Here is a 12779-nt window from a genome sequence, read left to right as displayed (position 1 = left end):
GGCGCTCAGTATACCCCTGCTGCGCCTTCGGGCCGGGTCTTGAAGCGCCGGTGCACCCACAGGTACTGCTCGGGCCTGGCGCGCACCTGTTCCTCGATCAGCGCATTGAGGCGGGCGGCGTCGGCCTCGGGGGATTCCCCGGGAAACCCTTCCAGCGCCGGATACAGGCGCAGCACATAGCCGCGGCCGTCGGCGCGCCGCTCGGGGAAGAAAGGCACCACCGCCGCGCCGCTGGCCGCGGCCAGGCGCGAGGTGGCGGTGATGGTGGCCGCCGGTACGCCGAAGAAGGGTGCGAACACGCTCTTCTCGCGACCGTAGTCCTGATCGGGGGCGTACCACACCGGCATGTTCTGTTTCAGGCTGCGCAGGAAGCCGCGCATGTCCTCGCGGGCGATGGCGCGCTCGAAGTGGCGTTCCCGCGCCCGGCGCATGACACGTTCGAACACCGGGTTCTTGTGGCTGCGGTAGAGCACATGGAAGGGCGCCCGCTGGGCCAGCAGCCGGCCGCCGATCTCCAGGGTGGTGAAATGCGCGCTCAGCAGGATCACGCCGCGGCCGCGGGCCAGGGCGGCCTGCAGGTGTTCCAGCCCTTCGAGCTGGTACCGGTGGGCGAGCCGATGCGCCGGCGTCCACCAGCTCATGGCGGTTTCCACCACGCCCATCCCCAGCGAACGGAAATGCCGCCGCAGCAGCAGATCGCGTTCAAGGGCGTCCTTTCCGGGGAAGCACAGCTTCAGGTTGATGTGGGCGACGCGCCGCCGCCGGCGGGCGAGGTGATACAGCAGTCGTCCCAGTCCCCGACCCAGGCGGCGCTGCAGCGGCCAGGGCAGCTGTGCCAGGCACCATCCCAGCCCGAGCAGCAGCCAGGTCGGCCAGTGGCGCGGGGCGAGCAGGGCGGGGGGCAGGGGGTCGGAGCGCGGCATGGTTGGAATTGAATTCACTTCCCGTTATTCCTGCGAATGCAGTAATCCAGGTGGCAGTGATGAATGTGGGTTGCTGGATCCCGGCCTGCGCCGGGATGACGGTCCTGTAAGTAGCATGCGGGTCAGTTTACCTGCTCATGCGCGGACTTGTCCGCAGCCCCGGTCATTGCAGTCGCCCGTCCCAGGCGGGATACTCGGCAGCCTTGTGTCCGAGTTGCTGGAAGTATCCTTGCGCGCGCTCTATTCCGCCCTGCTGTATCTGCTGATCCCCCTGGCCCTGCTGCGGTTGCTCTGGCGCGGCCTGCGCGCGCCCGCGTACCTGCGCCGCTGGGGCGAGCGCTTCGGTTTCGTGCCGGTGCTGGAGGCACGGCCCTGGATCTGGGTGCATGCGGTCTCGGTGGGCGAGGTGCAGGCCGCCGCCCCCCTGGTCACGGCGCTGCTGGAACGCTACCCGGAATACGAGCTGCTGGTCACCACCACCACCCCGACCGGCGCCATGCAGGGGCAGCGGCTGTTCGGCCAGCGGGTCCGGCACTGCTACCTGCCCTGGGACCTGCCCGATGCGGTGGCGCGGTTTCTGGGCCGCGTCCAGCCGCGGCTGGGCCTGATCATGGAGACCGAGCTCTGGCCCAACCTGATCGCCGCCTGTCAGCGCCGGAACATCCCTGTGGCCCTGATCAACGCCCGTCTGTCGGCCCGTTCGGCGGCGCGGTATCGCCGGGTGCCCGGACTGACCGCCGCCACCCTGGGCCGGGTGAGCTGGATCGGCGCCCAGACCCGGGCCGATGCCGAACGCCTGATCGACCTGGGTGCGGCCCCGGCGCGGGTCACGGTCACCGGCAACACCAAGTTCGATGCCGTCATCCCCGGCAGTGCGCGGGAGCAGGCCGAGGTACTGCGCCGTGGCTGGGATCCGGCCCGGCCGGTGTGGATCGCCGCCAGCACCCACGAGGGCGAGGACGAGCTGTTGCTGGCCGCGCACCGGCGGGTACGCGCACGGCTGCCGCAGGCGCTGCTGATCCTGGTGCCGCGTCATCCCGAGCGCTTTGCCCGCGTGGCCGGACTGGTCGAGCGCGCGGGTTTCCGCGGCGCGCGCCGCAGCCGCAACGAGGCTGTGACGTCAGAGGCGGCGGTCTACCTGGGCGACACCATGGGCGAGCTGCCGGTGCTGCTGGCCGCCGCTGATCTGGCCTTCGTCGGCGGCAGCCTGGTCCCGGTCGGCGGCCACAACCCGCTGGAGCCGGCGGCGCTGGGGCTGCCCATCCTGTGCGGGCCGCACATGTTCAACTTCAGCGGCATCGTGCAGCTGCTGGAAGCGGCGGGCGCGGTGCGGACGGTGGCGGACGTGGCGGAGCTGGCCGCCGCGGTCACGGCCTGGCTGGAGGATGCCAGCGAACGGGCGCAGTGGGGCGAGCGGGCCCGCCAGGCGGTCGAGGCCAACCGCGGGGCGCGCGACCGGGTGCTGCAGCATCTGGCGGCGTTGCTATAGCAGTACACCGCCGGCACTATAAAGTGCTGTCATTGCGAGCGCAGCGCGGCAATCTCGTACCGCAGAGTCAGCGCAGCGTGCAGGATGGGTTGCGCTTCGCTTCACCCATCCTACTTGAGGCTGTCGGGCAGGGCGTCCTCGGAGACATCCCGCCGCCGGGCCATGGCGCGGCCGAGACGCTTGAGGTCGGTCGCGTTCAGGGCTTCTCGCGGGCATGAGAATGGACTGTTCCTCTTTCTGGATGTGCTGGCGGTAGGCGTTGGTGAAGGCGCGGATGCTGGCATCCAGGGCGTCGGTGTCGTCGATGGCATCGAACCCGGCGAGCAGGGCATCGAGTTCACGCCAGGCGGATTCCAGTTCCGGGTGGTCGCCGCTGAGCTCGCGCACCGCGGCGTTGAAATCCGGGCTCTGCTGCTGCAGCAGCGGGAACAGATCGCGCTCCTCGTCCTGGTGGTGCAGGTGCGCGGCGGTATTGAAGTAGTGCCGGATCTTCTCCACCGTCTCCTGCAGTTGCTCCGCCTTGCCTTCAGCGAGCTGTGCCGGCAGGCGCTCCAGGGTCGAGCAGTGCATCAGCATGCGCATGTGGCAGGCGCGCAGCAGGCCGAGCGGGTCGTCGAACCCGGGGGCCGGCTGGGGAAAGGGGAAGTCAGGCATGTCGGGGTCCGGCCGGCCTACTGGAACCAGGTGTTGATGGCCTGCAGGTCGTCCACGCCCAGGCTGCCGGCGGCCTGCTTCAGGCGCAGGGTGCTCAGCAGATAGTCGTAGCGGGCCCGGGCCAGGTCGCGCTGGGCGCGGAAGCGTTCGCGCTGGGCGTCCAGCACATCGACGATGGTGCGGGTGCCGACCTCGAAGCCGGTCTCGGCGGCCTCCAGGGCGGTCTCGGTCGAGACCAGGGCCTGTTCCAGGGCCCTGACCTGGGCGATGCCGCTGGCCACGCCGCGATAGGCGTCGCGGGTCTGGCGCTGGGTCTGGCGGCGGACCTGATCGAACTGCTCCTGGCTTTCGATGAAGCGGTAGTGGGCCTCGCGGGTGAGCGAGTTGACCGCACCGCCCTGGAACAGCGGAATGTTCAACTCCAGGCCGATACTGGCGTCGTGGCGTTTCACGCCGGCGATGCCGCCGAAGTTCTGGTCGCGGCGGGTGAGCGCAGCGCTGGCGTCCAGGGTGGGGTAGTGGCCGGCGCGCTGGCGCTTGACCTCCTGGCGGGCGGCCTCGACCGCGGCCTGCAGGGCGACCAGGTTGAGATTGTTGTCCAGCGCCCGGTCCACCCAGGTGGCGGTGTCCCGCGGCTCGGGATACAGCAGCTGCATGCGGTCATTGAGCGGGTTGACCGGCTCGTTCAGCTCGCCGGTGATCTCGTACAGGGCCTCTCGGGCCGAGTCCAGCTCGTTTTCGGCCACGATCTCCTGGCTTGTTGCCAGGTCATAGCGGGCCTGGGCCTCATGCACGTCGGTGATGGCGATCAGGCCGACCTCGAAGCGCTCCCTGGCCTGTTCGAGCTGGCGGCCGATGGCCTCCAGTTCGGCGCGGGCGAAGCTGAGATTGTCCTGTGCGGCCAGCACGTTGAAGTAGCCCTCGGCCAGCCGGATGATCAGATCCTGCTCGGCGGCGCTGTAGTTTGCCAGTGCCTGGGCGACCAGGCTGTCGGCCTGGTCCAGGGCGACGAACTGGTCCCAGCGGAACAGGGTCTGGGTGGCCGACAGGGTGTAGACCTCGTCGGTCGAGTAGCTGGTCTGGTCCGTGTTGCGGTCGTCGAAGCGATTGCGCTGGTAGGTGCCGTTGATGCCGACATTGGGCAGCAGCCGGGCCAGGGCCTGATCGTCGGCTTCCAGCAGGGCGTCGCGGTTGGCGGCGGCGGCGCGCAGGGTCGGGTCGCTGTCGGCGGCGATCCTGTAGGCGCCGAGCAGATCCAGGGCCAGGGCCGGTTGGCCGGCCAGCAGGCCGCCCATCAGGGTTGCCAGCAGGGTGCGTTTTGCGTTCATGCGTTCATCCGGTTCCGGGGTGTCAGGTAGGCGGTGCGGGTCATGCGTGCCGCCCATTATCGGTTGGCCGCGCGGCGCCCGCAATGACAGAGGTCAGGCAGCCGAATAGGACTCGACCCGATCAGATTGCACAGGGCCTGGGATCAAAACCGCCATCGTCATTCCCGCGCAGGCGGGAATCCAGATACCGCCGTGGTCACTGGATCCCCGCCTGCGCGGGAATGACGAGGTTTTCGCCCGATCCTAATAGGTGGCCATCTCGGGATCCACGTCCCGGGCCCAGGCATCGACTCCGCCCTTGAGGTTGATGACATTGCTGAAGCCGAGCTGGGCCTCCAGGTAGCGCGCCACGCTGTAGCTGCGCACGCCATGATGACAGATCACGATGGTCTCGCGTTCCGGGTCCAGCGTCTCGGCCTTGAGCGGGATCTGGCGCATCGGGATCAGGGTCGAGCCCTCGATGCGGCAGACCTCGTATTCCCAGGGCTCGCGCACGTCCAGCAGCAGCGGCGGCGGCGCTGCCTGTTCCAGATGGGTTTTGACTTCAGCAGCCGTGAGCTGGCGCATGTCAGGGCCTTGAAAAATCTCTAATCAATCCAGCTATTCCCGTCATTGCGAGCGTAGCGAAGCAATCTCGTACAGCAGAATCAGTTGGTTAAAGATTGCCGCGGCGCTGCGCGCCTCGCAATGACGAATCAATCAGGCTTCGTCTAGAAATCAAAATTCTCGATCCGGGGCGCGTTTTCCAGCGGCGGGGCGGAGGTGTCGAACAGGCTCTCGGCGGCCCACTGGTCGGCGGCGACCCGGGTGATCAGCATGGCCTCCATCACCGGCGGCTTGCCGACGATCACGAACAGCCGCCCGCCCACGGCCAGGGCGTTGTGGAAGCCGCGGTGCAGCAGCGGCAGCGAGCCGGTCACGGCGATGGCGTCGAAGCTCTGCTCGGCCCCCCAGCCGGAAGCGGCGTCATCGGTGCGCAGTTCCACGTTGGTGATGCCGTGCTGTTCCAGTTTGCGTTCGGCGGCGTACTTGAAATCGGCGTACAGGTCCAGGCTCAGCACCTCGCGGCCGAGCCGTGCCAGGCAGGCGGTGAGATAGCCGCTGCCGGTGCCGACCTCCAGGATGCGGTCGGTGGGCCTGATGGCCAGCGACTGCAGCAGCCGGCCCTCCAGCTTGGGCGGCAGCATCACCTGGCCGTGTTCCAGTGGCAGGCTGATGTCGGAGAAGGCCAGCGTGGAGCGGTACTGCGGGGGAACGAAGTCCTCGCGCGGGGTCTGCATGAGCACGTCCAGCACCCGCTGGTCGAGCACCTCCCAGGGGCGGATCTGCTGCTCGATCATGTTGTAGCGCGCGCGTTCGAAATCGACGGTGTCGGCCTGTTCGCTCATGCTTCCGGTATCCCCGTATTATTCGCTTCAGCCGGTTAGGTTACGGGGTTTGCGGGGGGCAGGCAAGGCGGCCACGCACCCCCTCCCGGCCCCCCGTCAGGGCATGGAACTCAGAACCTGAAGTTGAGCGCCGTGTAGATGCTGCGCCCCGGGCCGGGAACCGGTGTCCCCCAGGCCACACCGGCGGCCGTCATGGTCTTGCCCTGGCCGAGGTAGGCGCCGCTCAGCGGATGCTGGTAGAAGCGGTCGAAGACGTTCTCCACGCCCGCCTCGATGCGCAGCTGCTTCCAGGTGTAGCTGGTGCGCAGATGCAGCAGGCCGTAACCGCCGGTTTCGACCTCGTTGCGGGTGTCGGAGACCTCAGACTTGGCGTCCACCAGCTCCAGCTCGGCGGTATTGCGCCAGGCGCCCAGGTTCTGCGTCATGGCCAGCTTCAGGTTCAGCGGCATGATGTTGTACAGGTTGTCGTCAGTGTCCTGGTTCTCGCCGCGCACATAGCTGAGTACGCCATCGATATGGAAGTCGCCCAGCCGGGTGTCCTCCGCCAGCGGCGCGTGAGCGGAGATGTCCACGCCGTACAGGCGGGCATCCTGGTTGACGAACTGCAGATAGACGAAATCGTCCGTCACCGCCAGGTTGGCGTCGGTGCAGGCGGTGCCCATCATGTCGCGGGTGGTGGCCGAGGAGCAGCGCGCAGCGTCGATGTAATCCTCGACATAGGTCACATAGGGCGTGACCTGCAGGCCCCAGCGCTGTTCGGTCGGATCGTGCCAGTCGAAGGTCGCGCTGAGGGTGTGCGCCACTTCGGGATCGAGCTCGAGGTTGCCGACATAGCCGTTGCCGTCGCCGGCCAGGTTGACCATGCGCATTGCCATGCCGTGGGTGGACCAGGCATAGCGCTCGTACAGGTTGGGCGAGCGGGTCTTGCGGGCGTAGCCGAACTCCAGGGTCAGGGTCTCGTCCGGGGTGAAGCGCGCCAGGGCGGTCAGATCCACATTGTCGTCATTGCGGCTGCGGTCGGCGGCATTGAAGTCGGCCGCGTCCTGCGGCGAGAACATCGGGTTGTAGCCCTGGACCTCGCCGGCATCCATGGATACCCGCTCATAGCGCAGGCCCAGCTGGGTCAGCCACTGCTCGCTCCAGCGCGCCTCCCATTCGCCGTAGGTGGCCAGCCGGTCGCGTTCGCCGTCGTTGATGTTCCAGAAGGTGTCCGGGAACATGATCTTGCCGGAGGGCTCCCACCAGTCGTCCAGGCGGTACTGCTGGATTTCGGCGCCGACGCGCAGCAGGTCGCGGCCGTTGAGCGGGATGTCGCCCCTGAGCACCAGGCCGCGATTGTCGCCCTCGGTCTCCATCGGCATGCCGGCCGCGCAGCCGTTCGGCCCGCCCTGGATGGTGCAGGGCTCGCCGTCGGGGATGGAGCCGTCATTGGCGCCGTACCAGAACAGCCTGTCCTCGCCGAAGCCCATTTCGTGATCGGTCTGTTCGCGGTAGGCGTTCGCTTCCAGTTTGCCCCAGTTGTACTGGCCCTCGTAGCGCAGGTTGACGCGGGTGCTTTCGTTGGAGGTCATGTCCATGCGCTGGTTGGGGAAGCCCTGCCTGGGGATGTCCTGGGTGGCCACCGTCAGTTCGGCCAGGTGATTGTCGCGCCGCAGCGCCAGGGCCAGTGACTGGTTGGTGGTTTCATAATAGGTGGAGCCGACCTCATCGCCATCCAGGAAGCCGCGGCCGGCGGCGGCTGGCCCCGCCGGCTTGAAGTCGTCGCCGGCCTCGTAGTTGTTGGCCCTGGCGGTGGAGCCGTTGTAGGTCAGGCTGGCGTTCTCGCTGGCCAGGGTGGCGGCGAGATTGGCGCCGCGGGCATCGCCGTTGCTGCGGTAGAAGGTGCCGATCTCGCCCGTGGTCATCAGGCCCTCGCCCGGCACGGCAAAGACGGGGTCGTCCGATTCCACCACGATGGTGCCGCCGATGCTGTCGCCGCCGAGACTGACCGGGGTGAGGCCGGCGAACACCGTGGCGCTGGCGATCCGGGTGGGATCGATATAGGACAGCGGCGGGTTCATGTGATTGCCGCAGGCGGAGACCAGGTCCATGCCGTCGACCTTGATGCGTACGCGGTCATCGGTCAGGCCGTGGATGGACGGCAGACTGGATACGCCGCCGGCCCCCTGCAGCTCGACACCGGGCAGCTGCTTGAACAGGCGGGCCGAATCGCTGCTGGAAGCCGGCAGGGACTGCAGGCGCTGCGAGTCAACGGTGGAATGATTCAGGGTTGAGGGCTCCGGGAATTCGGGGGCTTCCTTGACGATATCGATGACGAGGGGATCGTGCTCCGCCAGTGCGGTAGCGGGAATGGCCAGCGCCAGGCTGATCTGGCAGGCGAGTGAGGAAACAGTGAACTTATTGTACATCTGGGCGTCTCCGCAAAGGTGTCAAGGCACCATGATTTTCAAACAGGTCGCCGATGCGGGGCGTGCTGCGTACACGCTCCGTGCCGGCGAAGCTCGGGTCGGCTGCTTTCTTCACGTGCGACATCCGGGACCGGCGATAACTGCATCATTGCCGCACGCCGATATCCTTCGCAGCTCTCACTGCAACAGGCCGGCAATATACATGCCACGGGCGGAATTCCAGCAACCAGGGGGGGCAACGTTTCATTCGCGCTGTTTGTTCTGTTTCAGTGTTTCGTTATGGAATGAACAGGGTGCATGATCGCAGCCCCGTTGGATTCAGGCTCACGGTCGCCGGCTCTTATCTCTGACGGACGTATCCCGACACCGGTTACAAATGCCGTGCCATTTTTTATATATCTGTATTTGAAATGATTTGTCCGGACGCTGCCCGATGTGAGCCGGGTATTTGCCCACTGGGTGCGGCAAATGCCCCAGCCGCGGAGCGGGTGGAAAGACGCACCTGCTATGTGGGTGATCTGCTTGCAAATCCCCCGGCCCTCCGCTACCTTCACCCTTTCGGCTAGGGGTGCCCCGCGCGGGGCTGAGACAGACCCTTTGAACCTGACCCGGCTCGTACCGGCGTAGGGAAAGCCAGCGCAGCAAGCTTCTCCCCTCGATTTCCGTCCCCGCGCATTCCCCCGCCGCTCGTATCACATGCACAGATACCCAGCGAGGCAGCAACCATGAGCGCCATCCCGGAAGATTTCGTCAGGAAGACGGCCCGCCTGTCCGAGGAAGTGACCCGACCGTTTCCCAGTTCCAGCAAGCTCTACATCCAGGGCTCGCGCCCGGATCTCCGGGTGCCGCTGCGCCAGATCGAGCAGACCCCGACCCTGACCTCCGGCACCCCGGAGGAGAATCCGCCCATCCCGGTCTACGACACCTCCGGCCCCTACACCGACCCGGAGGCGAAGATCGACCTGCTCCAGGGCCTGCCCGCCCTGCGCGAGGCCTGGATCGGGGAGCGCGACGACACCGAACAGCTCGACGGCCCCACCTCCGAGTTCGGCCGTGCGCGCCAGGCCGACCCCGAGCTGGCCCACCTGCGCTTCGAGCACATCCACAGCCCGCGCCGCGCCAAGGCCGGCCGGAACGTCACCCAGATGCACTATGCCCGGCAGGGCATCATCACCCCCGAGATGGAGTACGTCGCCATCCGCGAGAACTGCCGGCTGCAGGAACTGAAAGCCGATCCGCGCTATGCAAAACTGCTGCGCCAGCACGCCGGCGAGTCCTGGGGTGCGAACATCCCCGAGGAAGTCACGCCTGAGTTCGTGCGCAGCGAGGTGGCCGCGGGACGCGCCATCATCCCGGCCAACATCAATCACCCCGAGCTGGAGCCGATGATCATCGGCCGCAACTTCCGGGTGAAGATCAACACCAACATCGGCAACTCCGCCGTGACTTCATCCATTGAAGAAGAAGTGGAGAAGATGGTGTGGTCGGCCCGATGGGGCGGCGACACCCTGATGGATCTCTCCACCGGCAAGAACATCCACGAGACCCGCGAGTGGATCCTGCGCAACGCCCCCATGCCCATCGGCACCGTGCCCATCTACCAGGCGCTGGAGAAGGTCGACGGCAAAGCCGAGGAACTGACCTGGGAGATGTTCCGCGACACCCTGATCGAGCAGGCCGAGCAGGGTGTGGACTACTTCACCATCCACGCCGGCGTGCGCCTGGCCCATGTGCCGCTGACCGCCGAGCGCGTGACCGGCATCGTGTCCCGCGGCGGCTCCATCATGGCCAAGTGGTGTCTGGCACATCACCGCGAGTCCTTCCTGTACACGCACTTCGATGAGATCTGCGAGATCATGCAGGCCTACGACGTCTCCTTCAGCCTGGGCGACGGCCTGCGCCCCGGCTGCATCGCCGACGCCAACGACCGCGCCCAGTTCGCCGAACTGGAAACCCTGGGCGAGCTGACCAAAAAGGCCTGGGAGCACGACTGCCAGGTCATGATCGAAGGCCCCGGCCATGTGCCGCTGCACAAGGTCAAGGAGAACGTGGACAAGGAACTCGAGGACTGCTTCGAGGCCCCCTTCTATACATTAGGCCCGCTGGTCACCGACATCGCCCCGGCCTACGACCACATCACCTCCGGCATCGGCGCCGCCAACATCGGCTGGTACGGCACCGCCATGCTCTGCTACGTCACCCCCAAGGAGCACCTGGGACTGCCCAACAAGCAGGACGTCAGAGACGGCATCATCACCTACAAGATCGCCGCCCATGGCGCCGATCTGGCCAAGGGCTTCCCCGGCGCCCAGCTGCAGGACAACGCGCTATCCAAGGCAAGGTTCGAATTCCGCTGGGAGGACCAGTTCAACCTCAGCCTCGACCCCGAGCGCGCCCGCGAATACCACGACCAGACCATGCCCAAGGAGGCCCACAAGGTGGCGCACTTCTGCTCCATGTGCGGCCCGAACTTCTGCTCCATGAAGATCACCCAGGACGTGCGCGACTATGCGGCGAAGCAGGGGATCTCCGAGGACGAGGCCCTGGAGAAGGGGCTGGAGGAGAAGGCGGTGGAGTTCAGGAAGCAGGGGGCGGAGATTTATCGGAAGGCTTGAGGCTCACACCTTCTCAATAACATGAATTAAGAGATAACCGAGTTCGAATGAATTTCCGTTTGTAAGTTCCTCCTCTCCCCGTTATCATCGATTCAATGGTAGCCAGCAGGGGGAGTGCTAGCATATGAGTGAGCACGAAGAAGAAAAGCGAGAAGTGGCTCGAGTCGACTGTTTCTTATGTGATCCTTTAGATGATTTAATATTCGATTCAAATGATAGCAGTTTTGCGATGGCTGGGTTGGGCCCCATAGTTGATGGATACAGTATCGTATCAACCTTAGAGCATATAGATAATATAATGCAGTTATCTGATCAGGCTCTTGCAAACTACCTCGATTATATGCAGAGAGTTAGGCGAGAGCTTGAGCAAATATATGGAAGCTGCCTCGTCACTGAGCACGGTCGAATGCCTATATGCACGACACATAATCACACTGCATCTAGTCATTGTTATCATCCTCATTTTTTACTGTTCCCGAATGCACCGTCGATTGTGGATGAGGCACGGCAGATGCTTGGCGAGCCTTTCTATACGCCTTCGCCTCAAGAGGCTATTCGGAGTACCGCGCAGTTCGGGCAATATCTTCTGATTTCCCCTAAAAACGACGAATTCTATGTATTTCGGCCAATTGATAACATGCCGAGGCAGATATTAAGGCTATTTGTAGCCGACGCGCTTGATGCTGAGGAGCGGGCAAGTTGGAGGGATCATCCTAATCTGGTTGTGGCAGCTGAAATCGCACAGCGACATCGAAAAGCATTCAATAGATAAGAAAGAAGTGACTCCAATGGCTAGCATAACCGTGAAACAGCCAGATGCATATATTGATGACATATATAAGCTATTTATGCGGGAGTACAATGAAGGTGAATCCGGATGGGGGCAGTTTCTTGATAGCTCAAGACACAACCAGCAGGTAGGGCGATATGGAACATCATCAGGTGCGATCGTGCTCTCATTGGCAGGTCATTCAAAAGACGTAACGTCACGAAGTGTAGCCGAAAAATTAGATCGTTACCTCCATAGCGATAATCCAGATGATTTGGCGCATTTATCGCAAAACTTACCTTTATTGTTCATTTATCTCGGCCTTAATAAGCTTGGGCATGAAGGCGCAGGAACTGCTTTTGAACGAATCTCTGAGCGACAATTGGCTTCGGGGCTTTGGGGTTCGTACTGGCTCAATGATGCGCATCATGATGAGTCTGAATCGGTGTTGGTCAGCTCTGTTGCATTGGTGGCGCTTGGGTTGGGTGGGCAGAATGGGGAGTGGCTCACGAGGGCAGCGAAACAGTTAGAGCGCTACTATTTCCGTCATCCTGAACTGCATAGGCCGTATGCGCCAGTTGTTTTTGCTGCGCTTTCTTTGGTGCTAGGTGGCGGGATCTCGCGAAGGACGGTATCGGAGGTTGCGCGCTATGCAAATCGATCGCTATCGCTTTCGGATAAGTATGTGTATTTTTTTGACTATAAGGAATCGGATGATAAATGGAGTCGTGAGTATTTTATCGTCCCTGTTGCTCTTTTTGTTCCGCTTGTGATCTGTGAAGAGGGTATTCCCGGTTCCTATAGACTAAAAGGCGAGGAGGTGATCAAGCGGCTAGAGGAATTATTGGATAAAAATGGGGGCGCATATAGGCCGAGAGAGACTGATCGCATTGCTGCGTTGGAACATGGGCTAGCGGCGCTAGCATTGGATCAATATGCGAGGTGCAAAGATAAGAAAGGTGTTCGATATAAGTTAAATCAGGCGCTCTATGAGCTACGAAAAGAGCGCGAGGGTCTGGATAAGCTTGGTAGCTACCTCATGGCGATAGCGTACCTTATGCTAGTAATAATAATTATTGCAGTTCCCGCATATAATATAAACATTGGTCCAGTAGAAGACGCCTTTGTTAAGGCGTCGTTGTTTATAATGCCATTGATTGAATCTCCGCAGGCGATGACCAGCCGGATTCTTGGGCGTTAGCTGT

General features: G+C 63.6%; 10 protein-coding genes and 1 riboswitch. Of the genes, 4 read left to right on the top strand and 6 right to left on the bottom strand.

The features are described from left to right. Window positions 1–5: 5 nt before the first annotated feature. A complete protein-coding gene (gene lpxL / locus D6C00_RS06380) occupies window positions 6–923 on the bottom strand; it encodes an LpxL/LpxP family Kdo(2)-lipid IV(A) lauroyl/palmitoleoyl acyltransferase (protein WP_125182394.1) in 918 nt (305 codons plus the stop codon). Between the two features lie 229 nt (window positions 924–1152). On the opposite strand from lpxL, the gene waaA reads away from it, so the two are divergent. Next, entirely contained in the window at window positions 1153–2412 is a 1260-nt protein-coding gene (gene waaA / locus D6C00_RS06375) for a lipid IV(A) 3-deoxy-D-manno-octulosonic acid transferase (protein WP_125180952.1), read from the top strand. Here the strand turns inward: waaA and D6C00_RS06370 are convergent. From D6C00_RS06370 to D6C00_RS06350, 5 genes are all read right to left on the bottom strand, one after another. After that, the gene (locus tag D6C00_RS06370) at window positions 2407–3066 is read right to left on the bottom strand and encodes a hemerythrin domain-containing protein (RefSeq protein WP_125180951.1); all 660 of its coding nucleotides are present in this window, start codon (window positions 3064–3066) and stop codon (window positions 2407–2409) included. The genes waaA and D6C00_RS06370 overlap by 6 nt on opposite strands. Window positions 3067–3083: 17 nt before the next feature. After that, the gene (locus D6C00_RS06365) at window positions 3084–4394 is read right to left on the bottom strand and encodes a TolC family outer membrane protein (RefSeq protein WP_125180950.1); all 1311 of its coding nucleotides are present in this window, start codon (window positions 4392–4394) and stop codon (window positions 3084–3086) included. Between the two features lie 243 nt (window positions 4395–4637). Continuing rightward, window positions 4638–4961, bottom strand: a complete 324-nt coding sequence (locus D6C00_RS06360; protein WP_125180949.1) for a rhodanese-like domain-containing protein — start codon at window positions 4959–4961, stop codon at window positions 4638–4640. A gap of 143 nt (window positions 4962–5104) precedes the next feature. Next, window positions 5105–5782, bottom strand: a complete 678-nt coding sequence (locus D6C00_RS06355) for a protein-L-isoaspartate O-methyltransferase family protein (protein ID WP_125180948.1) — start codon at window positions 5780–5782, stop codon at window positions 5105–5107. A gap of 110 nt (window positions 5783–5892) precedes the next feature. Beyond that, entirely contained in the window at window positions 5893–8190 is a 2298-nt protein-coding gene (locus D6C00_RS06350; RefSeq protein ID WP_125180947.1) for a TonB-dependent receptor plug domain-containing protein, read from the bottom strand. 554 nt (window positions 8191–8744) lie between these two features. Next, a riboswitch (TPP riboswitch) is annotated at window positions 8745–8838 on the top strand. 77 nt (window positions 8839–8915) lie between these two features. On the opposite strand from D6C00_RS06350, the gene thiC reads away from it, so the two are divergent. From thiC to D6C00_RS06335, 3 genes are all read left to right on the top strand, one after another. Beyond that, a complete protein-coding gene (thiC, locus tag D6C00_RS06345) occupies window positions 8916–10805 on the top strand; it encodes a phosphomethylpyrimidine synthase ThiC (protein WP_125180946.1) in 1890 nt (629 codons plus the stop codon). A gap of 124 nt (window positions 10806–10929) precedes the next feature. Further along, on the top strand, window positions 10930–11577 hold the full coding sequence (locus tag D6C00_RS06340; RefSeq protein ID WP_125180945.1) for a hypothetical protein: 648 nt from the start codon (window positions 10930–10932) through the stop codon (window positions 11575–11577). Between the two features lie 16 nt (window positions 11578–11593). Continuing rightward, window positions 11594–12775 (top strand): hypothetical protein, encoded by a 1182-nt coding sequence (locus D6C00_RS06335; RefSeq protein ID WP_125180944.1) that lies wholly within the window; start codon window positions 11594–11596, stop codon window positions 12773–12775. Window positions 12776–12779: the final 4 nt, after the last annotated feature.

The sequence above is a fragment of the Thiohalobacter thiocyanaticus genome (assembly GCF_003932505.1).
Taxonomy (GTDB): Bacteria; Pseudomonadota; Gammaproteobacteria; order Thiohalobacterales; family Thiohalobacteraceae; genus Thiohalobacter; species Thiohalobacter thiocyanaticus.
Note: the sequence above shows the minus strand (reverse complement) of the source record. Positions and strands in the feature narration are given on the sequence as shown.

Coding starts and splice junctions, on each gene's coding strand:
- D6C00_RS06340 (WP_125180945.1), top strand. CDS start 10,930: ATGAGTGAGCACGAAGAAGAAAAGCGAGAAGTGGCTCGAGTCGACTGT.
- D6C00_RS06360 (WP_125180949.1), bottom strand. CDS start 4,961: ATGCGCCAGCTCACGGCTGCTGAAGTCAAAACCCATCTGGAACAGGCA.
- D6C00_RS06355 (WP_125180948.1), bottom strand. CDS start 5,782: ATGAGCGAACAGGCCGACACCGTCGATTTCGAACGCGCGCGCTACAAC.
- D6C00_RS06370 (WP_125180951.1), bottom strand. CDS start 3,066: ATGCCTGACTTCCCCTTTCCCCAGCCGGCCCCCGGGTTCGACGACCCG.
- D6C00_RS06350 (WP_125180947.1), bottom strand. CDS start 8,190: ATGTACAATAAGTTCACTGTTTCCTCACTCGCCTGCCAGATCAGCCTG.
- thiC (WP_125180946.1), top strand. CDS start 8,916: ATGAGCGCCATCCCGGAAGATTTCGTCAGGAAGACGGCCCGCCTGTCC.
- D6C00_RS06335 (WP_125180944.1), top strand. CDS start 11,594: ATGGCTAGCATAACCGTGAAACAGCCAGATGCATATATTGATGACATA.
- D6C00_RS06365 (WP_125180950.1), bottom strand. CDS start 4,394: ATGAACGCAAAACGCACCCTGCTGGCAACCCTGATGGGCGGCCTGCTG.
- lpxL (WP_125182394.1), bottom strand. CDS start 923: ATGCCGCGCTCCGACCCCCTGCCCCCCGCCCTGCTCGCCCCGCGCCAC.